General features: G+C 45.8%; 33 protein-coding genes and 1 pseudogene. 3 read left to right on the forward strand and 31 right to left on the reverse strand.

Translation table 11 applies throughout. The annotated features are described in order from the left end of the window. Positions 1–123 precede the first annotated feature (123 nt). The 3 genes from L2082_RS01090 to L2082_RS01100 all read right to left on the reverse strand — a co-directional run bounded on the left by L2082_RS01090 (position 124) and on the right by L2082_RS01100 (position 3,717). The gene (locus L2082_RS01090; RefSeq protein ID WP_446011363.1) at positions 124–285 is read right to left on the reverse strand and encodes a hypothetical protein; all 162 of its coding nucleotides are present in this window, start codon (positions 283–285) and stop codon (positions 124–126) included. Between the two features lie 206 nt (positions 286–491). Further along, entirely contained in the window at positions 492–3,245 is a 2,754-nt protein-coding gene (locus L2082_RS01095) for a TrlF family AAA-like ATPase (RefSeq protein ID WP_446011375.1), read from the reverse strand. A gap of 85 nt (positions 3,246–3,330) precedes the next feature. Further along, a complete protein-coding gene (locus tag L2082_RS01100) occupies positions 3,331–3,717 on the reverse strand; it encodes a MoaF-related domain-containing protein (RefSeq protein ID WP_446008787.1) in 387 nt (128 codons plus the stop codon). Between the two features lie 238 nt (positions 3,718–3,955). On the opposite strand from L2082_RS01100, the gene L2082_RS01105 reads away from it, so the two are divergent. The 3 genes from L2082_RS01105 (at position 3,956) to L2082_RS01115 (ending at position 7,319) form a co-directional block, all read left to right on the forward strand. Beyond that, positions 3,956–6,682 (forward strand): intermembrane phospholipid transport protein YdbH family protein, encoded by a 2,727-nt coding sequence (locus L2082_RS01105; RefSeq protein ID WP_446011364.1) that lies wholly within the window; start codon positions 3,956–3,958, stop codon positions 6,680–6,682. 70 nt (positions 6,683–6,752) lie between these two features. Continuing rightward, positions 6,753–6,947 (forward strand): YnbE family lipoprotein, encoded by a 195-nt coding sequence (locus L2082_RS01110; protein ID WP_446008785.1) that lies wholly within the window; start codon positions 6,753–6,755, stop codon positions 6,945–6,947. Positions 6,948–6,992: 45 nt separating this feature from the next. Next, complete coding sequence (locus tag L2082_RS01115) at positions 6,993–7,319, forward strand: YdbL family protein (protein WP_446008784.1); 327 nt, start codon at positions 6,993–6,995, stop codon at positions 7,317–7,319. A 73-nt stretch (positions 7,320–7,392) separates the two neighbouring features. On the opposite strand, the gene L2082_RS01120 is transcribed toward L2082_RS01115, so the two are convergent. The 28 genes and pseudogenes from L2082_RS01120 to rplV form a co-directional block, all read right to left on the reverse strand. Further along, on the reverse strand, positions 7,393–9,612 hold the full coding sequence (locus L2082_RS01120; RefSeq protein ID WP_446008783.1) for an NACHT domain-containing protein: 2,220 nt from the start codon (positions 9,610–9,612) through the stop codon (positions 7,393–7,395). Positions 9,613–9,701: 89 nt separating this feature from the next. Beyond that, a pseudogene (locus L2082_RS01125) lies at positions 9,702–10,203 on the reverse strand (REP-associated tyrosine transposase). Positions 10,204–10,320: 117 nt separating this feature from the next. Then, the gene (locus tag L2082_RS01130; RefSeq protein WP_446008782.1) at positions 10,321–10,986 is read right to left on the reverse strand and encodes a hypothetical protein; all 666 of its coding nucleotides are present in this window, start codon (positions 10,984–10,986) and stop codon (positions 10,321–10,323) included. A 458-nt stretch (positions 10,987–11,444) separates the two neighbouring features. Then, the gene (locus L2082_RS01135) at positions 11,445–12,206 is read right to left on the reverse strand and encodes a YkgJ family cysteine cluster protein (protein WP_446008781.1); all 762 of its coding nucleotides are present in this window, start codon (positions 12,204–12,206) and stop codon (positions 11,445–11,447) included. A gap of 212 nt (positions 12,207–12,418) precedes the next feature. Beyond that, positions 12,419–12,790, reverse strand: a complete 372-nt coding sequence (rplQ, locus tag L2082_RS01140) for a 50S ribosomal protein L17 (protein WP_446008780.1) — start codon at positions 12,788–12,790, stop codon at positions 12,419–12,421. Positions 12,791–12,848: 58 nt separating this feature from the next. Beyond that, positions 12,849–13,895: a DNA-directed RNA polymerase subunit alpha gene (locus L2082_RS01145; protein ID WP_446008779.1), complete on the reverse strand. Its 1,047-nt coding sequence runs from the start codon at positions 13,893–13,895 to the stop codon at positions 12,849–12,851. 18 nt (positions 13,896–13,913) lie between these two features. Next, the gene (gene rpsD / locus L2082_RS01150) at positions 13,914–14,543 is read right to left on the reverse strand and encodes a 30S ribosomal protein S4 (protein WP_446008778.1); all 630 of its coding nucleotides are present in this window, start codon (positions 14,541–14,543) and stop codon (positions 13,914–13,916) included. Positions 14,544–14,649: 106 nt separating this feature from the next. Beyond that, positions 14,650–15,048: a 30S ribosomal protein S11 gene (gene rpsK, locus L2082_RS01155; RefSeq protein ID WP_446008777.1), complete on the reverse strand. Its 399-nt coding sequence runs from the start codon at positions 15,046–15,048 to the stop codon at positions 14,650–14,652. Positions 15,049–15,116: 68 nt separating this feature from the next. Beyond that, a complete protein-coding gene (gene rpsM, locus L2082_RS01160) occupies positions 15,117–15,485 on the reverse strand; it encodes a 30S ribosomal protein S13 (protein ID WP_446008776.1) in 369 nt (122 codons plus the stop codon). A 33-nt stretch (positions 15,486–15,518) separates the two neighbouring features. Beyond that, positions 15,519–15,632 (reverse strand): 50S ribosomal protein L36, encoded by a 114-nt coding sequence (gene rpmJ / locus L2082_RS01165; RefSeq protein ID WP_446008775.1) that lies wholly within the window; start codon positions 15,630–15,632, stop codon positions 15,519–15,521. Positions 15,633–15,660: 28 nt separating this feature from the next. Next, complete coding sequence (gene infA, locus L2082_RS01170) at positions 15,661–15,900, reverse strand: translation initiation factor IF-1 (RefSeq protein WP_446008774.1); 240 nt, start codon at positions 15,898–15,900, stop codon at positions 15,661–15,663. A 156-nt stretch (positions 15,901–16,056) separates the two neighbouring features. Continuing rightward, the gene (map, locus tag L2082_RS01175) at positions 16,057–16,839 is read right to left on the reverse strand and encodes a type I methionyl aminopeptidase (protein WP_446008773.1); all 783 of its coding nucleotides are present in this window, start codon (positions 16,837–16,839) and stop codon (positions 16,057–16,059) included. Positions 16,840–16,846: 7 nt separating this feature from the next. After that, positions 16,847–18,151 carry a preprotein translocase subunit SecY gene (secY, locus tag L2082_RS01180; protein ID WP_446008772.1) on the reverse strand — a complete coding sequence of 435 codons (1,305 nt, stop codon included), beginning with the start codon at positions 18,149–18,151 and terminating at the stop codon, positions 16,847–16,849. Between the two features lie 3 nt (positions 18,152–18,154). Next, on the reverse strand, positions 18,155–18,595 hold the full coding sequence (rplO, locus tag L2082_RS01185) for a 50S ribosomal protein L15 (RefSeq protein ID WP_446008771.1): 441 nt from the start codon (positions 18,593–18,595) through the stop codon (positions 18,155–18,157). Between the two features lie 3 nt (positions 18,596–18,598). Further along, entirely contained in the window at positions 18,599–18,778 is a 180-nt protein-coding gene (rpmD, locus tag L2082_RS01190) for a 50S ribosomal protein L30 (RefSeq protein WP_446008770.1), read from the reverse strand. Between the two features lie 79 nt (positions 18,779–18,857). Continuing rightward, a complete protein-coding gene (rpsE, locus tag L2082_RS01195; RefSeq protein WP_446011365.1) occupies positions 18,858–19,370 on the reverse strand; it encodes a 30S ribosomal protein S5 in 513 nt (170 codons plus the stop codon). Between the two features lie 67 nt (positions 19,371–19,437). Beyond that, positions 19,438–19,803, reverse strand: coding sequence for a 50S ribosomal protein L18 (rplR, locus tag L2082_RS01200; RefSeq protein WP_446009854.1), 366 nt, complete (start codon positions 19,801–19,803; stop codon positions 19,438–19,440). A 25-nt stretch (positions 19,804–19,828) separates the two neighbouring features. Further along, entirely contained in the window at positions 19,829–20,368 is a 540-nt protein-coding gene (rplF, locus tag L2082_RS01205; RefSeq protein WP_446009855.1) for a 50S ribosomal protein L6, read from the reverse strand. Positions 20,369–20,394: 26 nt separating this feature from the next. Further along, entirely contained in the window at positions 20,395–20,793 is a 399-nt protein-coding gene (gene rpsH / locus L2082_RS01210; protein WP_446009856.1) for a 30S ribosomal protein S8, read from the reverse strand. A 50-nt stretch (positions 20,794–20,843) separates the two neighbouring features. Next, positions 20,844–21,029: a type Z 30S ribosomal protein S14 gene (locus L2082_RS01215; protein WP_446009857.1), complete on the reverse strand. Its 186-nt coding sequence runs from the start codon at positions 21,027–21,029 to the stop codon at positions 20,844–20,846. A gap of 26 nt (positions 21,030–21,055) precedes the next feature. After that, positions 21,056–21,616 carry a 50S ribosomal protein L5 gene (gene rplE / locus L2082_RS01220; protein ID WP_446009858.1) on the reverse strand — a complete coding sequence of 187 codons (561 nt, stop codon included), beginning with the start codon at positions 21,614–21,616 and terminating at the stop codon, positions 21,056–21,058. Positions 21,617–21,652: 36 nt separating this feature from the next. Next, the gene (rplX, locus tag L2082_RS01225) at positions 21,653–22,018 is read right to left on the reverse strand and encodes a 50S ribosomal protein L24 (RefSeq protein ID WP_446011366.1); all 366 of its coding nucleotides are present in this window, start codon (positions 22,016–22,018) and stop codon (positions 21,653–21,655) included. Between the two features lie 14 nt (positions 22,019–22,032). After that, positions 22,033–22,401, reverse strand: coding sequence for a 50S ribosomal protein L14 (gene rplN / locus L2082_RS01230; RefSeq protein WP_446009860.1), 369 nt, complete (start codon positions 22,399–22,401; stop codon positions 22,033–22,035). A gap of 58 nt (positions 22,402–22,459) precedes the next feature. After that, a complete protein-coding gene (rpsQ, locus tag L2082_RS01235) occupies positions 22,460–22,720 on the reverse strand; it encodes a 30S ribosomal protein S17 (RefSeq protein ID WP_446009861.1) in 261 nt (86 codons plus the stop codon). 36 nt (positions 22,721–22,756) lie between these two features. After that, a complete protein-coding gene (rpmC, locus tag L2082_RS01240) occupies positions 22,757–22,948 on the reverse strand; it encodes a 50S ribosomal protein L29 (protein WP_446009862.1) in 192 nt (63 codons plus the stop codon). Beyond that, the gene (gene rplP, locus L2082_RS01245; RefSeq protein ID WP_446009863.1) at positions 22,945–23,361 is read right to left on the reverse strand and encodes a 50S ribosomal protein L16; all 417 of its coding nucleotides are present in this window, start codon (positions 23,359–23,361) and stop codon (positions 22,945–22,947) included. Before rplP ends, rpmC begins: the two co-directional genes overlap by 4 nt. 36 nt (positions 23,362–23,397) lie before the next feature. Continuing rightward, positions 23,398–24,045 (reverse strand): 30S ribosomal protein S3, encoded by a 648-nt coding sequence (gene rpsC / locus L2082_RS01250; protein ID WP_446009864.1) that lies wholly within the window; start codon positions 24,043–24,045, stop codon positions 23,398–23,400. A 56-nt stretch (positions 24,046–24,101) separates the two neighbouring features. Further along, positions 24,102–24,434 (reverse strand): 50S ribosomal protein L22, encoded by a 333-nt coding sequence (rplV, locus tag L2082_RS01255; RefSeq protein WP_446009865.1) that lies wholly within the window; start codon positions 24,432–24,434, stop codon positions 24,102–24,104. Positions 24,435–24,483 lie beyond the last annotated feature (49 nt).

Genomic DNA, 24,483 nt, shown 5'->3' on the forward strand with positions numbered 1-24,483 from the left:
TGTAGGAAGCGCAACGCCTGTCCGTGGAAATATCTCGCTGAGGTTATCACGGCTCGGCGCCAGGGGCTGGATGTGCCTCCTCTGCCTCTTGCTGCGTAAAAAAAATGAGAGGGGTCTGAACGGTTACGACGCAGCAGTTTTGACGGCTTGTCTGATTTTTTCAAAATGTTTGTTCAATACCTTTTTCTTCTTTCTACGAGCGGTTTCACCTGCCTGTTTTATTAACTCTGTGAGCCGGTCTTCACCTTGCTCGAAATCATTATTTTGCTCGAATTCATCATTCATGACATTGTTCCTTTATTATTTATTCTTCCGACACAAAACCTACGGGATACGGATAACCGAAGCTGCCAAGCATCAGCAGCGCGTGGTCTTATTGGCTCATCCAATTGATATTGTACCTTTTTCCGGTTTGAAATGGAGTGATTCAAATTGATATCGTGTTGATTCTGATTGACTTTGGGATGATGTAACCTGAATAAATTTGTTCGTTATACGATCCCAGCATTGATTCTTCTATATCTTTGATCAAATGCCTCTCTCCCGCCTTCCATCACTCGGCATATTTCATCTCTTATGGAAGGCTCCTGAAGTCCACCCTGTGTCACAATTCGAGTTTGCCCAGATCTCACATCAAGGGCGATGACATTATCCGCATCACCATTTACAACGATATTAGCGTTATGCGTGACAACCAAAACCTGTCTCTTCTGTTTGACTTCCTTCAGTTGCGTTACGATGAGATCGTATATCAAGTGATTGTCCAAATCATCTTCCGGTTGATCAAGCACGAGAGGCTCATCGCCATACGAGAGGATAAAGGCAAGAAGCGCAGCAGTCTTTTGCCCTGGTGATCCTTGCTCTACAGGTTTAAAGCCTGCACCTTCCTTAAGACTATACCTGATATCCAGGGAGTCATCGGGAAACCAGCACTGGATTCGATCTATTTGCTCGGGAGCCAATCCCTGAATGTGGGAAACAAATCGTCGATCTTTGGATGACTCCACCGCTTCCGTATCGTTCGCATGAATTGCAAGCAGCGAAGATTTCAGCGTAGCAATCTTCTCTTCCATGTTTTTGTCTGGGTTCTGCGTCAGAGTAGCCAGCAGACCTTCATCCCCATCGACCACGCCTATATCACGATCAAAGCCACCATTGCCTCTGTCGATTAGGTTACGGAACTCTTCCTCAACTGTAATCTTGTTTCCAAACGGAATGACATTGATCTGGACATACGAATTGCCGACAAGGGTATTTTCAAGAAAATCCTCGCGAAGTCTGGTTATCTTGGCCCTATGCTCACGGAGCTTTTTCAAACACTCTTCCGCATTCTTTTGATATTGAGCAAGGATTTCCCTCTTTTGGTCGAAACCCTTGAGCTTTTCCTCAAGCCCCTGAGTCTGCTTAACCAAAACACCATATGCCGAAGGATCACCAGCACCTGCGGCGTTAAGTTGTCCGAGGAGCTCGGTGTACTCTCGGTTTGCCATTTTGATATTTTTCGATATTTCCAGGCCGGGTCGTGCTTGAATCCACGCGCTCTTCGTGTCATCAATCCGCTGCGCGATTGAATTCATCTCATTCTGGAGCTTCTCAAATGTCGTAAGGATATCCGCAGTAGCATCAAGCAGCTCTTTCTCATCAGTATTCTCAGGATCGAAATGCTGTAAATCCAATTCAGATGGCAATAGAGATCCTGAAATATCAAGAACTTTTCTGGCAAAACCTTCCCACGTCTTTTCCCAGGAATCGATGGCCTTACTCTGGTTCTGCCTAAACTGATAAGTCTTAAGGACATCAGCATGCCCTGCCTTTTCAAAAACCTCAAGCTTACGTTTGACGTCCTCAAGTTGGCCCTTAATTACTGTTTCTTCCTGAAGACCAGATTGGACTTCTCGCTCTTGTGCGCGAATTGAAAGATACCTGGAAACCAATTCATCCCATTCAAGTTGCCAATCACGATGATTGACCGCATGGGCATCATCAACGACCTGCAATAGCGCCTGGGGATGCTTCGCTAACTCGAAAATTTGTTTCTGACTATAAATTCTAACCGGAAACCGTTGAGCAATGTCTCCCACGGCAACTCTCCATATTTCAGGCGCAGTCTCTTCCTCTATTTCATACTTGTCGTCAGCATTAGACCAGATGACTCGAAAGCGCACCCCGTCTTTTCTAAAACCTACCTTGATAACTGTGGGATCTTTTAATAAGCCTTCATCTTGACGGTTGTTCGAGGTTTGACTATATTTGGCGAATTCTTTTTCAAGGCTCTTGGGTATTTCTTCCTTTCGTTTAAGCGCAATTCGTAGGAACTCCAACGAAGTCGATTTTCCAGTACCTCTTCCACCAATGATTGTGTTTAGCCAAGGGTTGAGTTGACAGAAAAAGGATTGCCCTTTGCCCAAATACTTAGCGTCATCAACCACGATATTTTCTATAGCGAGTTGCCCATGTGTATTAGGGTCGCTTGTGCAACTATCCGAACGCTTTAGTGAAGGAGAGCCATCAAGAAGTGCCAATCGTAATCCATCATATGATGGTTCAGACATTTTCACCCAGGTAAAATGGCTTCCCGGATAGCATTCACCAATTACTCCCGACGGATGATGGGAATCAGTTCCAACGACCTCGGACCAATTTAATTTTTTGTCGGTGTAAAGCTGTGGCTTTGCCTGAGCAAGATCCGACACCTCCATAGCAAATACATTTTTGTTATTGAGAACCTGCTCAAGCGTATTGCCAGTAAAAGATGTGAATAGGCCGTTGTTCTGATCGACATGAGCAGGAATCGCCAGCCCGCCAAATTTTGCTATTTCATCAATCACCTCAACTGCCGAGCGTTCAGAACAGCTATCGCTTTTTCCCTTGGTGGAACGATAACTCACAGCTCCAAGCAGAGAATTAATGTCCGAGGTATCCTTGTTGGTGTCCAAAATGGCCAGAATGTGGATATTTCCCTGAACAGTAGTCTCTACTCCAGGGAATAGGTAGAGCGGTCGATAATCTGGATGGCCTTCAGATACTAAATCTTGGAGTGCTTGCTTAAGTGGATCAATCCAGGCACCTGAATTGTGATCCGTCACTGCGACGCAATCAATGCCTTGCCGCATGTAGTTAAGCAGCCAATCCTTATGGGATATCTGTTTATGCTGTGTCTCATCAGGTCCTTTCCCATAATCGTCAGATGCCGGTGTATGATTATGAAAGTCAAACTTCCACCATTTTGAACCAATCCAGGTCATTTCTTCCATTTTCGCTTCGTTGCATCATATTGTTAACAGGTATAACTTCGTTTTCCCTGCGCAAGATACCCAACTCATCCACACATCACTTCTTCAAAGAAACCTTCCCCATATTGACAGACATCCCGTCCGCATTGGCATGGGTCGTCAACTTCCCGGTATTCAAATCCATAACATTATAAAACTGATACCCGCTTTCTTCCTTCCAGGAGATAAAGAGAACATTATCAGCAATCTTACTGGACAGATACGGATTATCTCCAGTACTCGGCCCTTCAAAGCTTCCCTTAACCAGCTTCCAATGCAGTGACTTGTCCGATGTTATTGTTATATCATACGCATACTCACCATAATCAAAGAGATATGTTTTCCCGACAATATCCGGCGTAATATTTTCTCCTTTGCTCTCTTCCGCGATCAGATCAGTTGTCAGCAACAAAAGCGACATAACCATTACTGCTGCAATTTTCATAATACCTTTCATTGTATCCCTCATGTGTTTATAGTTACTCATGTACAAGCCAATCTATATTCCTTTCTTATCAAACAAATACAACAAATAGCATGAAACAGGAAACGAGTAAACAAAAAGTTCATCTTAACCCGCAGCTGCCCTACCCAGGCAGGCATCAAGCCTAGTGATTCTCATGCTTTTCTGTTGACTTTCTCTGCCGTGTTTTTACATTGGGGTAATACGGCATTTTTGTCCAATGCACCAGCAAACTGCTCTTTATTCTCATTATGGTCCGAAAACTATGCGCATTCTCAAAGGTTTCATCAAACTTACGCTCCTGACGCTCCTCCTTACCACCTGCGCTCTGCTGGTTATCCGCTACTTCTTTGCTGACCAGCTCATCACAGCAGCCCTCCAGCGGGCCGGAGCCACAAAGACCTCTGTTCATCTTGCGGCTCTCGGAACCGATCAAGTCCGCTTTGATTTTCTCAACGCAACCTTTCCCCTGAAAAAGGGCACCACGCTCCATATCCAGGCAAAGCAAATCAGCCTCCAATATGACCTGCAACGACTCTTACACAATAAAAAATGTGATCTGCTGACCATAGAGGAAGTAGCACTGAGCCAGCAAGGGGAAAGCAAGAGCACACCCTCCCCTTCCCTCCAGCTTCCCGAAAAAATTACCTTGCTAGAGGACAGCATACGAGCCCGTTTGCCCATAGAACGAATTCGCCTGGAAAAGGTTGTTCTCCAGGATAATTTCCCGGCTCAAGTCAAAGACCGAAACATCCGCCTGACCGCCTCTTTCAACAAAACGGCATTGCAGGCCCAGGCCATTCTTCAGGTCGATCAACAAACACAGCTCTTTCTGGAGTTCCATAGCCCGGATGCCCAGCATGCCACAGCCGAGCTGGTCGGGAAGCAAGGCGAAGAAGAAATACTGCGGATCAAACTCAATCTCCAGCCGGATAGATTAACTGGCGACGTTAACCTATTGCTCCAGCCTGTCAATGAACTCTTTCTTCGTCCCCTGACAGCAGAGAAGAATATCCCTGTACCAGAAGGAAGCTTGGACGGCACCTTCTCCCTGCCGCTCCCTCTTAAATCTGATGCAGCACTCCAGGCCGCCCTCACCCTAAGCGACAGTAATAAGCATCAGATCCACCTGGAAGCAAGCGGAACGCCGGATACCCGGCAAGCCACCCTGCTACTCTTCGGAAAAAAAGGCAAACAAGAATTCCTCAAGACCGACCTCACCATGCAGGAGCAACGCATCAAGGGCACCTACTCCTTGCACTGTGACCAGCTCCGCAGCTTCCTTGCCCCCTATCTTCCGCAACCTCTTCCTGCTATCAATGGCAAACTTTCCGGCACAGTAGACGTTCCTCTGCCAGGGAATCAGGAAAAAGGATTCAAAGCCATGATCGCTGCTTCCTCACTTGCCCTGCCCTCCCTCACTGCCTCTTCCGCTCAGATCTCCGTCGCAGGGAAACTCAACGGCAATGACCTGCACCTTGATCGGGATTCGACTTTTCACGGCAAAAAGCTGCGCTTCGGCAAAACCACCATTAAAGAATGCAGCCTTGATCTGGCCGGAGATTTCTCGCGCAAGGGCAACCAGTTCCTGCTTGACTTTGCAGAACAGCAGAAGATACATATCAAATCACTCAAGGCCGGTTCCACTAAGGTTCAGGAGATTCTCCTCCAATCACCAAAACGACTCCGATTTGATTATAATAAAACAACCTGGTCCTTTGCCAAAAACACCCTGCAGGCCGCACCGCTTGCAATCAGGGTTGGATCTGTCGATATCAATACTGGTCCGCTGCAATGTTCTTTCTCTGCCCTCCGCAGCACCAATTCCGGGCTTGAGATCATCACCACACTCAGTAGCCCGACCCTGATTATCACTACCCCAAAAGCCGAGGTTCCTCTAAAAAATATTACTGGGAATTTTCAGCTCCAACAGCATGTCATCAGCAGCAAGCTGCAAGGCGATCCTGAGCGTATCCCTGGCAAAATACAGGCAGAGGTAGAACATAACCTTGGCCGATCAGCTGGTTTCTTTACTCTGCGCACGGATAAAGCACTTGACCTGAATCAGGAAGAGATCACCTTGGCGGGCCTGCTCAATAAATGGCAGTTTCCCTTTGACCTGGACAAAGGCTCTATGCATCTGGAAACCAGAGGAGACTGGCAGAAGGGCAAAAAATTTCATCTCACCCTGCTCACAGAAATTGAGCGAGGCAGTGGGTATTTCCAGAAATTTCTTTTTGAGGGCCTGGATACTCAACAGAAACTTGTTCTCTTGCCTGTACTGCGTTCACAAAGCCAGGGGACAGTCTCTCTCCATAAACTCATTGGCGGTATTGATATTCATAATATCAGGGCAAAAACAAGCCTTGTTCCAGCAAAAACCGGTAAACAACCGATAGTTCAGCTCAACGATCTCCAGGCGGAACTCCTCCAGGGCACAATGAGTAGCCCGGAAATACGCTATGATCTCAATAAAAAGGAAAGTAATTTTACCGTAAATGTCAATAGCCTGGACCTAGCTAATCTAGTCGAGCTCATGAAGGCCAAAGATATGCAGGCCACCGGCAAAATCAGCGGCAAGATCCCTGTAAAAATTGAGGGCAAGAAAATTTCTGTGAATAAAGGAGAGTTGTATAACGACCCTCCGGGAGGAGAAATCAGCTATACCTCTGCACAGGCCGAAGCAACCGGTCTTTCTGAACATGCGCTCAAGGCGATCAGAGATTTTCGCTATACTGCATTAAAGAGCACTGCTGAATATTCGCCCTCTGGCAAGCTGCTTCTTGCCGTCAGTCTTCAGGGAATCAGCCCGGAATTGGACAAACGCCGTCCGGTCCATTTTAATATTACTATCGAACAAAACCTGAATACTTTGCTTCAGGGATTACGGTACAGCAAAGGACTGGGTGAAAAGATCGATAAACGGGTGCAGCAGCGATACAGGTGAGGTACAATAGAGATGCAAAATGCATTCTTATCGCAGACTCACTTAATCCCATGCCCCGGTGGAGGACATCATGACCAACCTGCTGGTTCCTTGTTTGCTCGGAATCCTTTCCTTGTTTCTTTTTGCCTGCACACCCAAGGTGGAGGTAGCTGCACCTTCCGAACCCATTACCATCAACCTTAACGTGAAGATACAGCACGAAATCCTGGTCAAGGTGGATAAAGAACTGGATAATCTCTTTGACGAGGAGAAGGGGCTGTTCTGAGCTGCCTCTGTCATTACTCATATATCTTTGCACAGGAGAAACATTATGAAGAACACAACCACACTTTTTCTTTGCTGCCTTTTCACCTTGCTGCTCTGTCAGCCGATCTTTGCTTTAGAGCTGTCAGATGCCAAATCACAAGGGCTTGTCGGCGAGACCCCTACTGGATATCTGGACGTTGTCAAAGCCAGCCCAGAAGCAACTGAGCTGATCAAGGAGATCAATGCAAAACGCAAAACCCATTATCAGGAGATAGCGAAAAAGAACAAGACGCCTCTCAGCACGGTAGAAAAATTAGCTGGTCAGAAGGCTATGGAAAAAACGCCAGCTGGACAGTATGTCAAGGTGGAGGGGAAGTGGGAGAAGAAGTGAGGGAGGTGGGCCGCTTGGGTGAAGCGAGGTAATTTCGCAAGGGCAGACAACACGTTGTCTGCTTTCGTTTTACTCAAGCGGAGCTACTTGGCTGAGGTCTCGTTCGGGCAAGATATTCCAAAAGTTGTTTATGAATGAAGTGGTAACTACCCCCGACCTGTTGGAGAATTTTGCGGTGGTGCAGAGCTTCCAGCCAGCGGCCAAGGCGCAAAGGAAGCTGCTTTTCCTGCCAAAGGCTGAGCCGCAATACACAATGCCGCAGTACAGTGTTTGTCCCAAGGGTTATATAATAAAACAATATGATAACGGTAAAAACACTGTAAAATGTCGTCATATTAATAAGTTTCCCGGAAACAACTCCTAATTGCTCCGCCTGCAAGAACAAATAGACAAAAACAGACATGACCGTAATACTGATAAACGGCAGGAGCACAACACCGCTCCAGGCTGCATAAGAAATGGCCTGCCCAGGGGGTAGTGTATCTATCCTGGATCTCTTCATACTTTTCAGCCCTCCAGCCAGCGTGAAAACCAGCCCGAAAATCAAACTGATAGCCAGCTCGAAAACCAATCCAATCACAACCTGTCCTTTCCAATTATAAATAGTTATTTCAGATGCATAATCCCCAGGCATATTCATCAGCCAAAATATCCCGAAAACCACCCCGAAAGCCAGTTGGACATAAAACCCGACATACACCCCTTCAACCAACCCTTCAACCAGTTCATAACTAAATTTTTTCCAGTCCTGCACGCTGGAGGGAAAAAATAGGGGGGATATATCGTCAATCCCTTCTGACTGGTCTACCATCAGCATGGTCGATAACAACAAGAGTAGTCCGATAGCCAGACCTTCCGCCAACCCGAATGCCAATCCAAAAGCCAACCCACCACCCAATCCGACAGCTAGGCCGAAAGTCAGCCCAGTGATAATCAAGCTTGTCCATTTATGACGAATTATTCCGGGTAGCCCGAAAAACAGCACAGCAGTCAGCCAGTAAGCCAGTCCACCTGCTAGTCCAAAAACCAGCCCGAAAAGCATACCTCCAGCCCACCCAACAGCTACCCCATAGCTTATGCAGAATCGCAAATATTCGTGCAACATAGTTGGCTGCAATTCCTCAATCCGCAACTCTATTTTCTTCGCTGCGTTCATGTGTCTTGCCAAACAACCCAGCCAGTGTAGCGTCTGCTCTTTCGTATATTTTTTCCCGTAACTATCAGCTGAGGCCACTCTATCAGGCAAACTCTCCTTTAAATAATAATTCAGGTAAAGCTGCCATAAACGGTCTTCCGCATCCCTCCCGCTCTGCAACTCAGCATCTTGGCTCAACTTCTTCTCCTGTTCCAGTGTCAATATAATCCCGAGAAAAAGAGGACGACGAGCGAGTTCAAACAAACAGCCCTCATCTCCTTCTTTTCGTAACTGCTGCAAGAGATCCCACAAACTATATAGTTGCAAACGCTTGAGATACCCCTCCAGCTTCTTTGCTGAGATATCCTGAAGAATGATAGCATGATTCAATGCTACCTTTTCTTGTAAGTGCCGATACTCTTTAACTCTGCAACAGAGTACCAAAGAACGCCCCGGCTGAAAGGCGTTGAAGACTCGAACAAACTCTTCCTGTCGAGTTTGCGACAGCTCATCCAATCCGTCAAAGAGTGGGAAGATAACCCTATCTTGCACAAGCTGATGGGCCAACTCCTTTGTTACATATTTATTTATCTGGCCAGCCATCCAAGGAACAAGCTCCTGACCGTCCCATTCGGAGCATTCAAAAATCACCGGCAACGGTTTATTTTTATCCTCTTCGGCCAGCTGCAACAGATGGTCAAACAGTTCTAAAAGGGAAAAGGTCTTGCCACTTCCCGGCTTCCCCAGAATGGCGAGCCGCTGACGGGTATCCGGCTGATTGAAAATTTCAATAACGCTTTGACCTGTCAACTGAGGAGCATCACCCTCCTGCTCATACAGAATATCCCGCAGGGAATGGGGATGCGAGACTTCCTGTGGCGATAGCATCTTGTCCAGATTCAGAGGATCGCGTTCATCCAGCAGGGAGGCAAGGCGAGTGGTCAGATCTTCACGGAAGCGCCTGAGTAAATCACGGCGGAGGTTGGGTGGGCAGGCGGAGATGTCTTCGTGCGGCGATGGGGAGTTTCTCTTCCTTAACAAACAAGCCACTGTTATCGAAATGATAGCTGAACTTGAAGTAATTCCAATGCCGCTGAAGATCCATTCCCATGCTTTATTGTCGATAAGCCATTGCAACGCATTAGCAAACCATTCCATAAGTTCCTCTCTGTTTCATGCAATAGTAGGTCTGATTGAGTGCAACGAAATCAGACAATTCCAACAATGTTGAATGCATTCAACTCCGCTTATTCACTTCCAAGCCTGTCATCCAACAACACCGGTTCCGACCTGCCCCAATTCGGGCCATACAATCCATCAAGGATGTAACGATGAATACTCGAAAAAGGCCAGTCAACAGGTGATTGAACCAAGCCATGCTTAACCGGGTTATAATGAATATACTCAACATGATTCATCAGATCCCTTTCATCTCGAATAAGATGCTCCCAAAACTTCTTTTGCCATGGTGAATATCCCGCATCAAAATTCCGGGTGAAGTAGCTCTTAATCAAGCGCCACCTCGTTGAAAAATCGCGATCTCCATCTGGTAATGTCCAAATAAAATGAAGATGGTCCGGCAGGATGACATGAGCATCTATGCCGAAGGGATGATTCTGCATCACATATTGAAATCCGGCCCGCAATATTTCGATATTTTCATCAGCAGTCAGTATCTTGTTGGCGCTCATGGGTAACGACTGTGAAAAAATAGGTTCCTCCTTGTACTCTTGCACGTCGGTATTGCATGGCTCACCGTCACAAGTAGAGTTTTCCTTTTTCCCGAGAAAGACATGTCCGCTTTCGCTGCACTCAAGCAGACCTACCTGGAACTATTATACCTCCCCTTCCCGTCCCCGAATCTCCTCAAGCTCCCCCAACCGACAACCCAGTAGCCTTAGCAATAACCTCAACAGCTACCCCCTGCTGCAACAGGGCAAAGGCAATAGTTCGCTTTCCCTCCTCAACCGCAACCTCCTGCAACTCCTCCTGGTGATACTCTTCAATCATCCGAGCCCGCTCTTCCGGGGAAATATGGTCACTCTGAATAGTCGCGAACAGCTTCTGAATTTCAGCACGATGATACATGGATTCATCAACCTCTTCATCCAATGTATCATTGATTGCCTCTAACCACTCCCGATACGGCTGCGGGGTGTCCTTGGACACATATTTAGGACAAAGATAAATAATTTTATGAGGAATTTCCCCCAAAGGCCGACCAACAAGGTCGTGAGGGTCAAAATCTGTTACAGATATAGGCGTACGGTGCCGATCACCTGATGTGAGCACCACTACGGTAAACACCTTCAAATCCGGGCGATAATTCGCAGAGCTGGAAATCTGTTCAAGAAGGGCCACGCAATGATAATAGAGAAACCGATCATAATGATCTGTGGTACGGGCATGTTGAATATCAACGATGACACGATGGCTTATATCTTCCGCAAAGAGATCAAAGCGGGGTTTGACATATCCTATGGGCGGATCAAATTCTTTCTCGGTTTCGACATGCTCAATCGTGATAGCCAAGCCCAGCATATCCTGCAGCTATTCCCGACCCAAAACACCTTAACATCTTGTAATGGTTAAAAACGGTAAAAAATAGATTGCGAAAGCTTTTTGCAAAATACTGATCTCGTAAGAAAAGATCGAAAACGGCTAATTTCTTAAAATCAGTATGACAGAAATGTCTTTCGTAAACTTTTTCCAGTCTTGTTTTCATTATTTCAGCTTGTTAAGTTCATTCAAACCGGGAATCGCTGCATATCCTGAACAAATGCCATAAAGATTTCCGGGTCACAGAAGGCCTTCTTAAACACCACGCCATACTTCAATGAGGCAACTTTTTTCATGTCTTTTCACCTTCAGTAAATTCTGTCCGCTTTCATTCTCCCCATATTCATTCAAGCCAAGTAAACAAGTAGCACGGAACCCAAGGTGGGTAAACAAAAAAAGGGGCGAACCCAGAGATTCGCCCACAGCACCTATCATGTTTTCAAAACTTGCCGCAACCAATCAAAACCAAACTTCAACAGCTCCGCATCATCCCGTTCGATCCGTCTTCGCAGCTCACGGTTGACCTTGAGGTGCTTGGTCAGCTGATTCTCATTACAATAGGCACGAAAGGCATCAATATTATAACAGACCATAAAGGCTAATTGCTGGCGTGGTCCTGCATGCCCCTCACCCATCCAAGGATCGCTGGCAAAAAAGGCATCTACCTCAGCCCAGAGATCATTTATCAGGTTAAAGGAGTCCAGACGCTGCTCACGTTTCCATTGGCGCACCGTGTAGCTGTTCTCCTCTTCATGCCCCTTGCAATAAGAATGATGGACAACCGAATAATGGCTTTTCAGTGGTGCGTTTGGCCCGGCTTTTTCAACCCCGCGCTCCAGCGGATAAGTGCGACAGGCTGAAGGACGATCAACATACACAGAGCAACCTGCATCGTTTAGAAAGGGACAAGGAGCATCATTGCTCTCCACCATATTCAGCATAACAGCCGGAAAGTAAGGATGAGACCCAAGCCCTAAGCGTGTGTACCGCTCAAGGAACTCCCCGGAGCTACAGCCGAGCTTCTCTTTCAAACACAGAATATCATAGGGGTAGAGACGCAGCTCCAGTTTATGGCAGCAATTGAGATAACAACTCACTCCTGGATGACAACGAAACTGGAAGGATGCCTTATCGCCTTGTAATGGAATGGTGTGGTTTTCAGGCTCTGTTTCTGTGCTTTTTTCACTGGTCATACGGTTCTCCATAAACACTCTCCCTCCCCCTTGAGAAAAGGAGAACAAAACATGAAAGTTAACCGGATAACTCCAAGGAGGCCTCGGTACTTTCATAAAAAAAAGCCGGTATGATGAAAATCATACCGGCTCTTAAACCTTCTCTGCTTCTGTTCGTTTCAGTACAGAACGGTACTCTCTACCGTCTTTAATGAGAATTATTCCGCAGCTTCTTAAACTGTTGATTCCTCATAGCCAACCAACTCAATGATTGCCATGGGAGCAGCATCACCAGGACGAACGCCTGTACGAATGATGCGTGTATACCCTCCCTGACGGTCTGCATACTCCTCACTGAGTTCATCAAAAAGTTTAGCAACAATATCCTTTGAGCGGATAAAAGCCATTGCCTGTCGCCGGGCATGCAAATCACCACGCTTACCCAAGGTAATCATCTTTTCAGCAACACGACGGGCCTCTTTGGCCTTAGGTAGAGTTGTGGAAATTCGCTCATGCTCAAGCAACGAGGTCACGATATTCCGCATCATTGCTGAACGATGTGACGCAGTCCTATTCAATTTTCTACCGGCTTTTTTATGTCTCATTATTCTATCCTCAAAATCGGCAAATCACGTTGTCTGATCACGGCGAAAGAGTTTATTTCTACCCTTCACTATCAGCGTCCTCTCGTTCACAGGGCGGAACCCAGCCCTCATGGGACATATTCAGGGTAAGCTCATGCTGTTGGAGGAGTGCTTTTATCTCATTGAGTGATTTTCGACCAAAGTTTTTCGTTTTCAGCATTTCAGCGTCAGTTTTTTGTACCAATTGACCGATATACTGTATATTGGCGTTCTTCAGACAGTTTGCAGAACGGACTGACAGCTCTAGATCTTCAACATTTTTATCAAGAAAATCGGGAAAATCCTGTCCATCACCATCGCCATCAATGTTCTCTGGAGCTACTGCTTCCTGCTCATTGAAGTTAACAAAGATGGTCATCTGCTCCTTGAGAATCTTGGCTGCATAGGCAAGCGCATTCTCTGGCAGAACAGATCCATCGGTTTCGATTTCCAATGTCAGACGATCATAATCTGTCCGTTGCCCAACACGGGCCTGACTGACTACATACTGGATACGGCGAACCGGTGAAAAAGCAGCATCAATAGGAATCACCCCAATGGGACGATTATCTTTTTTATTCCACTCAGCAGGCACATAGCCCTTGCCCCACTGGACCTCAAGTTCAGCCCGAAAGGTGGTATTCTCTCCAGTTACCGTACAAATCGGCTGTTCCGGATTCATCACCACAACCTTTTCACCGCCATCAATATCACCAGCTGTTACCACACCGGTTTCATTTTTTTCTATGATGACAGTTCGGGTTTCCGGCGAGTTGAGTTTCAGCTGAACCTGCTTCAGATTCAGTATAATATCAGCGACGTCTTCGTGTACTCCGTCAATTGTGGTAAACTCATGATCAGCTCCCTCAATCCGAACCGAGGTAATAGCAGCACCTCTGATAGAGGAGAGAAGTATCCTGCGCAGAGCATTTCCGATCGTTGCTGCAAAACCGCGTTCTAAAGGCTGGCAGATGAACTTGCCATACCTGTCTGTATGGCTGTCCCTGGTAACCTCCATACGTTCTGGAGTAACAAGGTCATGCCAGTTCCTGTAAAAGGGATTATCATCCCGAATTTCCTGTTCCATGAAATACCTGACCTTGTATTACTTGGAGTACAGCTCGACTATTAGCTGTTCATTAATCGGCATGGTTATTTCGTCCCGATTAGGCATAGCCTTCACTGTCCCCTGAAAATTGCCTTTGTCCAGTTCCAGCCAACTGGGTACACCACGGCGCGCAACGCCTTCAAGGTTCTCTACAACAAATGTGTTCTTACGACTTTTCTCCTTCAGTGTGATAACATCACCCGGTTTCACCTGATAGGATGGGATATTTACTTTTTTACCGTTAACCTGAAAGTGGTTATGACGAACAAACTGGCGCGCCTGATCCCTGGAACCAGCAAAGCCCAGACGATAGATCACATTATCCAGCCGACGCTCTAACATGGAGAGTAAATTCAGACCGGTAACACCTTTGGCCTTATCAGCCAGGTAAAAGTAGCGGCGGAATTGCTTTTCAAACATTCCATACATGTGCTTCACTTTCTGCTTCTCACGCAGCTGCAGGGCATAGTCAGAAACCTTACGAAAACGATTCTGTCCGTGCTGTCCCGGTGCATAGGCACGTCGCTCAAACGAGCATTTATCCGAGTAGCATCGTTCGCCCTTCAAAAACAATTTAAGATTTTCCCGTCTGCACGATCGGCAGGAAGCTCCTGTATATCTGGCCACTTATTCCTCCATCAATTATCGGTATCGGTTTTACGCTGCGGTCAGTCTCAATTCGATTTTCAAGACTGGCAACGACCGTACAAAAACAGCTCAACCAGCTGACGACTTAAACCCTTCTTCGTTTAGGGGGTTTACAGCCGTTATGCGGTATCGGTGTTACATCAACGATCTTTGAAACTTCCAGATCAGACCCTGTCAGAGCACGAAGGGCAGCCTCACGACCTGGCCCAGGTCCTTTCACACGGATTTCAACCCTGCGCAGGCCATTTTCTTTTGCCTTGGCCACCGCATCACTCAACGCATTCTGAGCAGCAAAAGGGGTGGATTTACGAGACCCCTTAAAACCAATAACACCAGCACTGGACCATGACACAACATTGCCCAACTTATCAGAAATTGTAATCACGGTGTTATTAAAGGTAGAATAAATAAAAATAATTCCTTCAGGAACATTTTTCTTTTCCCGACGCTTTGTTCGCACTGCGCCTTTTTTCGCTTTCGCCATATCTGCTCCGTATAGCTCCGTCTCTGAATAGCACTTTCACCGACAGTAAAAGCGTATTGACTTTCTTCTTATTTCTTACGCACTGCTGCGCCACGCTTCGGGCCTTTACGGGTCCGTGCATTATTCTTTGTCCGCTGCCCACGGCAAGGGAGGCTCATACGATGACGTCGTCCCCGGTAGGTACCGAGATCAATAAGACGTTTAATATCCATAGCCACTTCACGCCGGCGATCACCCTCAACGACATAATCTGTCTCAATGATCTTCCTGATACGCGTTACATCATCACCGCTCAGATCATCAGAATTCATCTGATACGGTAAATCAGCCTTATCCAAAATAGCGCGTGCGGTTGAAAGGCCTATACCATAAATATAGGTAAGTGCCCTGTCCATATGCTTATTGCGCGGTAAATCTACACCTGACAATCTTGCCAAAACTCTACTCCTTAAAAAAGTACATTATGCAGGTTATCCCTGACGCTGCTTATGCTTTGAATTCTTGCATTTTACCCGAACTAAACCCTTACGCTTAAGGACCTTGCAATCGCTGCACATTTTTTTAACAGATGATCGTACTTTCATTTCTCTGTTCCTTGCTGACTTGTTTGGTTCAACGCTTTCCTTTACCGCTGCCTTTAGAACGGAAAGTAACACGCCCTCTTGTCAGGTCATAGGGCGACAATTCAACAGTCACTTTATCACCCGGCAAAATTTTAATGTAATGCATGCGCATCTTCCCCGAAATATGCGCCAGAACCTTATGCCCGTTATCAAGTTCAACCCGAAACATCGCATTGGGTAAGGGCTCAATTATAGTTCCTTCAACTTCAATGGCTTCTTCTTTGGCCATGGTTCCCATCCAGTTTTATTTCAAAAAATAAAAAAAGGTTATTATATATAAAAAAGTTTTTTTTACAACCAATTTTCACTCGAATTGCATAAAAAAAGAACCCACATAGGGGTTCAATGAAATAACCGCATCTTCTCAGAAGCCTTGATAGAACCTCTACAATTCTTCTTTTCTTCTGCTCAAAACAAGCGGTCCTTCCAATGTCGCTGCAACTGAGTGTTCAAAATGAGCTGAAGGTTTTCGGTCAGCTGTAATCACTGTCCAGCCGTCTTTGAAAACCTTCACTTTAGCTGTCCCGATATTTATCATCGGTTCAATAGCCAAGACCATTCCTTCTATAATTCGAGGTGATGGTTGATCCTGGGTGTAGTTAGGAACTTCAGGGGCTTCATGTAAATTTGCCCCTATCCCATGACCAACAAATTGACGAACTACAGAATAGCCATTTTTTTCTGCATGCTTTTGAATTGCAGCAGAGATATCAGCTATTCTATTGCCAATACGTACCTGTTTAATGCCTCGTTCCAAAGCCTCACGGGTAACCCGCAGAAGCCGTTCTTTAGGAGCAGTGAGTTTACCCACAGGGATGGTGATTGCTGAATCACCATAAAAACCATTATAGATCACACCAAAATCAACTGAAACTATATCACCATCACGAACCTTCACTTTTTTGGAAGGGATGCCGTGAACAATCTGCTCGTTGATAGAAACGCATAAGCTGGCAGGAAAACCTCGATATCCGAGAAAGGCGGGTTTTCCGCCGTGGTCCCGACAATATTCATGCGCCCAACGATCCATCTGACGGGTTGTCAGTCCTGGGTGCATTTCTTTTTGCAACATTTCCAGGACGCCAGCAACTATACTATTTGCCTGACGCATGACCTCAATCTCTGCTGAGGTTTTTACAATAATACTTTTCTCGCTATCAGCTGCCACTCAAGTCTCAACGCCTGCCTTTAACATTACCGGCCTTCATGAACCCCTCGTAATTACGCATAACTAAGTGTGATTCAATTTTCGAGATAGTGTCAATGGCCACACCAACAACAATCAGGAGAGCAGTTCCACCAAAATAAAAGGGCACATTAAAATTACTCACCAAAATGGTTGGCAGCACACAGACAATGGCTAAATAAAGAGCACCAACAACTGTTATCCGGGTGAGAACCTTATCAATAAACTCAGCTGATTTCTTACCTGGCCTGATACCGGGAACAAAGCCACCGTTCTTTTTCAAATTCTCTGCAACCTCATCAGGATTAAAGGTCACTGCTGTATAAAAAAAGCAGAAAAAGATGATCATTGCCACGTAGAGAATATAGTAATATACAGTTCCTGGAGAAAGTGACGCTGATGCCTTCTGGATCCACTCTATCTGGATAAAGGTTCCGATGGTTGCCGGAAACATCATGATAGAAGAAGCAAAGATAGGCGGTATAACACCAGAGATATTAATTTTCAACGGCAAATGAGATGCCTGACCACCATAGACCTTTCTTCCCACAACCCGCTTTGCATACTGAATGGGAATTCTTCGCTGAGCTGTCTCAAAGTAGACTATCACAGCAATTACTCCAAACATCATAGCAAGCATAACCGGCACTATGATAATCGGAATATCCCCGGAACTGACCATCTGGATGGATTTGCCAATGGCCGCTGGCATTCGGGCAATAATACCAGCATAGATAATCAGCGAAATGCCGTTACCAATGCCGCGCTCAGTCATCTGTTCACCGAGCCACATGATAAATGAGGTACCAGCTGTCAGGGTAAGTACCGTCATCAGTTTAAATTGGAGACCACCGGCAATCACAATGGGTACGCCGGAAGGTCCAGTCATAGCCTCCAAACCAGATGCTATAAAAAAGCCCTGAATCAGAGCCAGTCCTACTGTGCCGTAACGTGTATACTGGGTGATCTTGCGCCGACCTGCCTCTCCCTCTTTTTTCAGCTCTTCTAACTGAGGGATAACCACAGTCAGAAGCTGAATAATAATTGAGGCCGAAATATAGGGCATAATCCCCAGAGCAAAAACAGAGAAATTCTCAAGAGCACCACCGGAAAACATGTTAAACATGCCAAACAGGGTGCCTGAGTACTGCTCAAAGAAAGCTGTAAGAGCGTCTCCATTGATACCAGGGGTTGGTATCTGAACGCCCATACGATATACCAACAGCATTAAAAGAGTGAAAACCACTCTTTTTCGCAACTCCGGTATATTTGCTGCACTGGCAAGACCGCTCATATCTTATTCCTTTACTGTGCCGCCTGCCGCAATAATCTTTTCCTGGGCACTTCGGCTGACTTTATCAACTTCGACCTGTACTTTTTTAGAGATCTCACCATTGGCAAGAACTTTGACAAAGCTGTCACGCTGGGTAATCAGACCGGCATCAAGTAATGCCTGACGATCAACAGTGGCACCATCATCAAAGCTCTCCAGGTCAGATAAAGAAATAATCTTATAGCTGGTCTTAAAGGTATTTGTGAAGCCACGTTTCGGCAAACGCCTGTGCAAAGGCATCTGACCGCCTTCAAAACCTGGTTTAGCAGTGTACCCCGAGCGAGAGCGAGCACCTTTATGACCACGCCCGGCAGTTTTTCCGAGACCACTTCCCGGTCCACGACCGACTCTCTTCTTTGCTTTACGGGCTCCCTTATTGGGAGAAAGATTATTCAAGGTCAGCATGTTCTACTCCTCAACCTTTATCAGGTGTTGAACTTTTTGAATCATTCCCCTGAGTTCAGGAGTGTTCTTCCTGGTGATAGTCTTATGCATTTTTGTCAGTCCCAAGCCAACTAAAGTTGCGCGAATTTTCCGGGTACTCCCAATGCCGCTCTTTACCTGGGTTATTGTCACTGTATCACTCATAATTACATCCAACGTTTGTCACAACTCTTTATTGACTCATTATTGATGTAACGGCTGGGTCACATCAGCCAAATCATCTCTAGCTCGTAAGCTCATCAACGCTTAGACCACGCAATGCTGCTACCTCATCGGCTGAACGCAATCTTCGCAATCCGTTCAGAGTTGCCTTCACCAAATTGTGAGGATTATTAGAGCCCAAACATTTTGTCAGAATATTCTGCACACCAGCAGCCTCAAGTACGGCTCGCACAGCACCACCTGCAATAAGTCCGGTACCGTCAGAAGCCGGTTTCAGCATAACCTTACCAGAATTGCTTTTTCCATCTATGTAATGCGGAATGGACACATCAGTCAATGCGACTCTCTGCATATCCTTTCGTGCCTTATCAACACCTTTTCGAATAGCCTCTGGCACCTGATTTGCCTTTCCCAGTCCGTAACCGACCTTTCCCTGTCCATCACCGACAACAACTATTGCACTGAAGCTAAACCGACGTCCACCTTTGACAACCTTAGCAACGCGGTTAATATAGACTATCTTCTCAATAAATTCGTCCTGATTGCCTTCTTTGGCACGCTTATAATCAGCCAAGTAGCACCCCCAATGGAATTTCCATTACCTGAAATATTTAAAAAAATATGTGAATACACCCGGCAGGTTAGAGTACTAAACCGCCCTTGCGTGCCCCTTCTGAAAGGGCTTTTACCCGACCATGATATAAGTTACCACCACGATCAAAAACAACCTTCTTTATTCCAGCCTCTAGAGCCTGTTGCGCAATAATCTCTCCGACCTTGGCTGCTTTTTCTTTTTTGCCTTTTATGTCGGATCCGTCAAAGGACTTATCATCCGATGACATTGATACCAAGGTTTTCTGTGTGGTATCATCAATTATTTGCACATAAATATGTCTATTGCTCCGAAAAACGCACATTCTCGGGCGCTCTTGAGTACCGGTAACCTTCTTACGAATTCTTCGAATACGTTTTGAGCGAGCTGATAACTTATCACTTTGCTTTGCCATGATGGTTATTTCACCTGATCCTTAACTATTTTGCTCCGGCCTTACCGACTTTGCGCACAATGTGCTCATCAATATAGCGTATACCTTTTCCTTTATAGGGCTCAGGTTTGCGTATATCTCTGATCTTGGCAGCTGTCTGACCAACCAATTCTTTATCAATACCGGTAAGCGTAATCTGATTATTTTTATCAACATCAGCAGCGATGCCTTCTGGCAAAGGAAATTCAACCGGATTCGAATAGCCAACACTTAACGTCAGTGTTTTGCCAGCTACATTTACACGGTATCCTACTCCTTCAACAACCAGTTTCTTCTCAAATCCCTGCTCAACACCCAGTACCATATTCCGTACCAAGGTACGGGTCATACCCCAAAATGAACGGACTCGCTTGCTGTTTCCTTTGGGTTTGAAAAAAATCTGACCATCTTTCTGCTCTATCTCAATTTCGGGTCGACAATCCCGCTCAAGAGCACCTTTTGCACCTGAAACCTTGACATGGGTTCCTTCAATTTCAACCTTCACTCCACTGGGAAGCGTGATAGGCTCTTTTCCAATTCGTGACATACTTGTTCCTCCTGAACAAAGAGCAGTTACCAGACTTCACAGAGAAGCTCACCACCCACGTTCAGCTTCCTTGCTTCACGATCAGAGATCACTCCGTGAGATGTCGATAAAATTGCGATGCCCAAACCAGTTATAACCTGAGGAATTGCATCACTCTTTTTATATTGACGAAGACCTGGTCTGGATGCCCTGCGAATACCGGTTATTACCTTCTCGTTATTCGGACCGTATTTTAGATCTATCGTCAAGGTACCCTGCACACCCTGCTCATCAACATGATAATCAACAATATATCCTTCTTTTTTCAGGACATCAGCTACTCTGACCTTCAGCTTAGACAAGGGGATATCAACCGATGTAAAGTTGGCTTGAATACCATTTCTAATACGTGTTAGAAAATCCGCCAACGGATCACTCATAGACATCTACGTACACCTCTGTTAAATAGTCGTTTGTGAAAATTTCATTGCCCGGATTACCAACTTGATTTTGTGACACCGGTAACCTTTCCTTCGGACGCAAGCTTACGAAAGCACAGTCTGCAACAACCAAACTTTCTCAGGTACGCCCGTGGACGCCCGCACAATTGACATCGATTATATGAGCGCACCTTAAATTTCGGTTTACGGCCCGCTTTGGCAATCAGTGATTTTTTTGCCATTGAATGCTCCCTGCTGTGTATAACCCTTATTGGTCAGTGCTGCTTTTTTGTTCTTTAAACGGCATACCCAGCGTCTTCAGCAAGGTACGTCCCTCTTCATCAGTCTTGGCATTGGTAACAAAAGAAATGTTCAAGCCTCTGATCTTGTCAATCTTATCGTAATCGACCTCTGGGAAGATGATATGCTCTTTAATACCCATAGAGTAATTACCATTGCCATCAAATCCCTTGGGAGATATTCCGCAAAAATCCCGAACCCGTGGAAGAGCAATATTGATAAGCTTTGACAAAAAATCGTACATTTTCTCCCGGCGCAGGGTAACACGAGCCCCAATGGGCATTCCTTCACGTAATTTGAAGGTAGCAATGGATTTTCTGGCTCTCGTGACTACCGCCTTTTGCCCGGCAATCAATGTTAATTCATGAGCAGCTTTCTCAACAATCTTTGGGTTCTGGACAGCTTCACCCAATCCCATATTGAGAACTATTTTCTCAACCTTGGGTACTTCTAACGCATTTGAATAGCCGAACTTTTCCTGGAGCTGTGGTTTACACTCACTCTCGTACCGTTCTTTCATTGTCCCCATATCATTTTCTCCGTTCCGTAATCAGCAGCAGATTACTTACTTCGTGGATTTTTCCAGGGTAGCACCACAGCTCTTACACATCCGAACCTTCACTCCATCCTCAAGAATCTTCTTACCGATTCGCACTGTTTTTGCGCATTCAGGGCAGACAAGCATAAGATTTGAAATGTGAATGGAAGCCTCACGGTTAATGATCTCGCCTGGTTGCTGTTCACCAGCAGGCTTTTGATGTTTTGTGATCATATTGATGCGTTCAACAACCGCTTGATGAGCTGCTCTGTCAATTTTTAGTATTTTACCAACCCGACCTTTATCTTTACCAGTAATTACCTCTACCTGGTCATTTATCAGTAAACTTGTCTGTCCCTGCCGCATCTTCCTACCTCGTGTCGTAATGTGCATCAGTAAGCGTCTCTCTACAGTACTTCCGGTGCAAGCGATATAATCTTCATAAATCCAAGTGACCGTAATTCACGGGCAATCGGGCCGAAAATACGTGTTCCTATCGGATCACCGCTTCCTGAAAGCAAAACTGCCGCATTATCATCAAAGCGAACAGTGGTATCCTCTGGACGGCTGATCGCCTTGGATGTCCGCACGACAACTGCATCAAGTACATCACCCTTCTTGACCTTAGCATGCGGTATAGCTTCCTTTACTGTTACTACTATGACATCGCCGATACTCGCATAGCGACGCTTACTCCCGCCCAGCACTCTGATACAGAGTACCTTCTTGGCTCCAGAGTTGTCTGCGACATTCAGCAGTGTTTCTGTCTGAATCATGGTATCACCTGATTAAATCGTTCCTGTCAAAGAGAAGATCCCTTAAAGCTGTCATCCCTTAAACAGCGCGTTGGACAACTTGTTTAACAAACCAGCGCTTATTCTTTGAAAGCGGACGGCATTCTTCTATAAGTACAGTATCTCCAACTTGACATTCATTCACTGCATCATGGGCCATATATTTCACATGACGACGAATATATTTCCCGTACAGTTTATGACGGATCTTTCGCTCAACAAGAACGACGATCGTTTTATCCATGCTGTTACTTTTTACATAACCTAACTGTGTCTTTTTAGGCCTGTGCTCTTCAGTCATCTTATGATCCAATGCTGTAATTATTCTGACAGGCCCTTACGCCTGTGCCTGTTCAGTCAAGATGGTCTGTACCCGTGCAATATCTTTACGAATCTGACGCAATCGAGCTGGATTCTCCAAAGATCTGATCTTATGTTGAAACTGGAGCTTGAAGAGATCTTCACGGAGATCAAGCTCTTTCTTGTTCAGCTCCGCGCCAGTCATCTGACGTAATTCACTTGCCTTCATACGCTGTCTCTCCTTATAATAACCTTGGTGGGAAACGGCAGCTTATAGCCAGCCAGCATCAGAGCTTCTTTTGCAACATTCTCAGGAACACCTTTCAGCTCGTAAAGGATTTTTCCAGGCTGAATAACAGATACCCAATACTCAGGAGAACCTTTACCTTTACCCATACGGGTTTCAGCAGGTTTCTTGGTAATTGATTTTGCCGGAAAAACCCGAATCCACATCTTACCACCACGCTTAACTTTACGGTTAATCGCAATACGCGCGGATTCAATCTGCTGAGCAGTCATGCGACCGCAACCTACAGCCTTTAACGCATAATCGCCAAATGCTATCTGAGATCCGCGCTGTGCTTCTCCCCGCATTCTGCCCTTATGCTGTTTTCTATGTTTTACCTTGCGTGGACTTAACATTTTTATAACACCTGTTCGATATTATCTCTGCACTGATTAGTCCTGAGATATTTCACTCTCTGCTAATACTTCGCCTTTAAAGATCCACACTTTTACACCGATTATTCCATACGTTGTACTGGCTTCAGCAGTACCGTAATCAATATCCGCACGAAGTGTGTGCAAGGGCACACGCCCTTCTTTAAACCACTCTGTTCTGGACATTTCAGCTCCGCCAAGACGACCAGCGCAAGAAATTTTGATTCCTTTTACTCCAAAACGAAGGGCTGAGCTTATAGACTTCTTCATAGCCCTTCGAAAGGCAATACGGCGCTCCAACTGGGTAGCAATGCTTTCAGCAACAAGCTGTGCATCAGCTTCAGGGCGGCGTACTTCCTGAATGTCAACCATGCACTCCCGGCCAAACTTCTGCTCAAGGTCGCACTTTAGATTTTCAATCTCAGCCCCTTTCTTACCAATAACTATACCCGGACGTGCTGTATGCAACTTCACCCGTACCTTTTCACCGGTACGCTCAATAACAATACGTGCAATTCCAGCATGGTACAATTTTTTCTTCAGATACTTCCGTATCTGTTGATCCTGATACAGGTTGGCGGCATATTCTTTATCAGCGTACCAGATCGAATCCCATGTTCTGGTAATGTTGAGCCGCAGTCCTATGGGATTGACTTTCTGTCCCAAGGTATCCCTCCGTTTCCCTATACAGTTAATCTCAAAGACTCAAGAGCGGCCCTAAATTAGGCCTCATCAACAACCACCGTAATGTGGCTGGTCCGTTTCAATATTCTGGTGGCCCTTCCCATAGCACGGGGTCGAAACCTTTTCAGCATCGGTCCCCCATTGATCTGAATCTCTTTTATATAGAGGGTATCCACATCAATGGTTTCAGCCTGCTCAGCATTCGCAACTGCGGATCCCAGCACCTTACTGATAATTCTTGCTGCCTTTTTCGGCATAAACCGCAGGGTGGTGAGCGCAGTATCAACATCTTTGCCCCGCACAACATCAGCAACAAGCCTCGCCTTTTGCGGAGATATTCGTATATATTTAGCGACGGCTTTCGTTTCCATCGTCTGACTCCTGATCGTAATCGTCAAATGAAAGCAACGGGTAACTCCT

The organism is Candidatus Electrothrix sp. (assembly GCF_052785085.1).

Coding starts and splice junctions, on each gene's coding strand:
- L2082_RS01090 (WP_446011363.1), bottom strand. CDS start 285: ATGAATGATGAATTCGAGCAAAATAATGATTTCGAGCAAGGTGAAGAC.
- L2082_RS01095 (WP_446011375.1), bottom strand. CDS start 3,245: ATGACCTGGATTGGTTCAAAATGGTGGAAGTTTGACTTTCATAATCAT.
- L2082_RS01100 (WP_446008787.1), bottom strand. CDS start 3,717: ATGAAAATTGCAGCAGTAATGGTTATGTCGCTTTTGTTGCTGACAACT.
- L2082_RS01105 (WP_446011364.1), top strand. CDS start 3,956: ATGCACCAGCAAACTGCTCTTTATTCTCATTATGGTCCGAAAACTATG.
- L2082_RS01110 (WP_446008785.1), top strand. CDS start 6,753: ATGACCAACCTGCTGGTTCCTTGTTTGCTCGGAATCCTTTCCTTGTTT.
- L2082_RS01115 (WP_446008784.1), top strand. CDS start 6,993: ATGAAGAACACAACCACACTTTTTCTTTGCTGCCTTTTCACCTTGCTG.
- L2082_RS01120 (WP_446008783.1), bottom strand. CDS start 9,612: ATGGAATGGTTTGCTAATGCGTTGCAATGGCTTATCGACAATAAAGCA.
- L2082_RS01135 (WP_446008781.1), bottom strand. CDS start 12,206: ATGACCAGTGAAAAAAGCACAGAAACAGAGCCTGAAAACCACACCATT.
- rplQ (WP_446008780.1), bottom strand. CDS start 12,790: ATGAGACATAAAAAAGCCGGTAGAAAATTGAATAGGACTGCGTCACAT.
- L2082_RS01145 (WP_446008779.1), bottom strand. CDS start 13,895: ATGGAACAGGAAATTCGGGATGATAATCCCTTTTACAGGAACTGGCAT.
- rpsK (WP_446008777.1), bottom strand. CDS start 15,048: ATGGCGAAAGCGAAAAAAGGCGCAGTGCGAACAAAGCGTCGGGAAAAG.
- rpmJ (WP_446008775.1), bottom strand. CDS start 15,632: ATGAAAGTACGATCATCTGTTAAAAAAATGTGCAGCGATTGCAAGGTC.
- infA (WP_446008774.1), bottom strand. CDS start 15,900: ATGGCCAAAGAAGAAGCCATTGAAGTTGAAGGAACTATAATTGAGCCC.
- secY (WP_446008772.1), bottom strand. CDS start 18,151: ATGAGCGGTCTTGCCAGTGCAGCAAATATACCGGAGTTGCGAAAAAGA.
- rplO (WP_446008771.1), bottom strand. CDS start 18,595: ATGCTGACCTTGAATAATCTTTCTCCCAATAAGGGAGCCCGTAAAGCA.
- rpmD (WP_446008770.1), bottom strand. CDS start 18,778: ATGAGTGATACAGTGACAATAACCCAGGTAAAGAGCGGCATTGGGAGT.
- rplR (WP_446009854.1), bottom strand. CDS start 19,803: ATGGCAAAGCAAAGTGATAAGTTATCAGCTCGCTCAAAACGTATTCGA.
- rplF (WP_446009855.1), bottom strand. CDS start 20,368: ATGTCACGAATTGGAAAAGAGCCTATCACGCTTCCCAGTGGAGTGAAG.
- rpsH (WP_446009856.1), bottom strand. CDS start 20,793: ATGTCTATGAGTGATCCGTTGGCGGATTTTCTAACACGTATTAGAAAT.
- L2082_RS01215 (WP_446009857.1), bottom strand. CDS start 21,029: ATGGCAAAAAAATCACTGATTGCCAAAGCGGGCCGTAAACCGAAATTT.
- rplE (WP_446009858.1), bottom strand. CDS start 21,616: ATGGGGACAATGAAAGAACGGTACGAGAGTGAGTGTAAACCACAGCTC.
- rplX (WP_446011366.1), bottom strand. CDS start 22,018: ATGCACATTACGACACGAGGTAGGAAGATGCGGCAGGGACAGACAAGT.
- rplN (WP_446009860.1), bottom strand. CDS start 22,401: ATGATTCAGACAGAAACACTGCTGAATGTCGCAGACAACTCTGGAGCC.
- rpsQ (WP_446009861.1), bottom strand. CDS start 22,720: ATGACTGAAGAGCACAGGCCTAAAAAGACACAGTTAGGTTATGTAAAA.
- rpmC (WP_446009862.1), bottom strand. CDS start 22,948: ATGAAGGCAAGTGAATTACGTCAGATGACTGGCGCGGAGCTGAACAAG.
- rplP (WP_446009863.1), bottom strand. CDS start 23,361: ATGTTAAGTCCACGCAAGGTAAAACATAGAAAACAGCATAAGGGCAGA.
- rplV (WP_446009865.1), bottom strand. CDS start 24,434: ATGGAAACGAAAGCCGTCGCTAAATATATACGAATATCTCCGCAAAAG.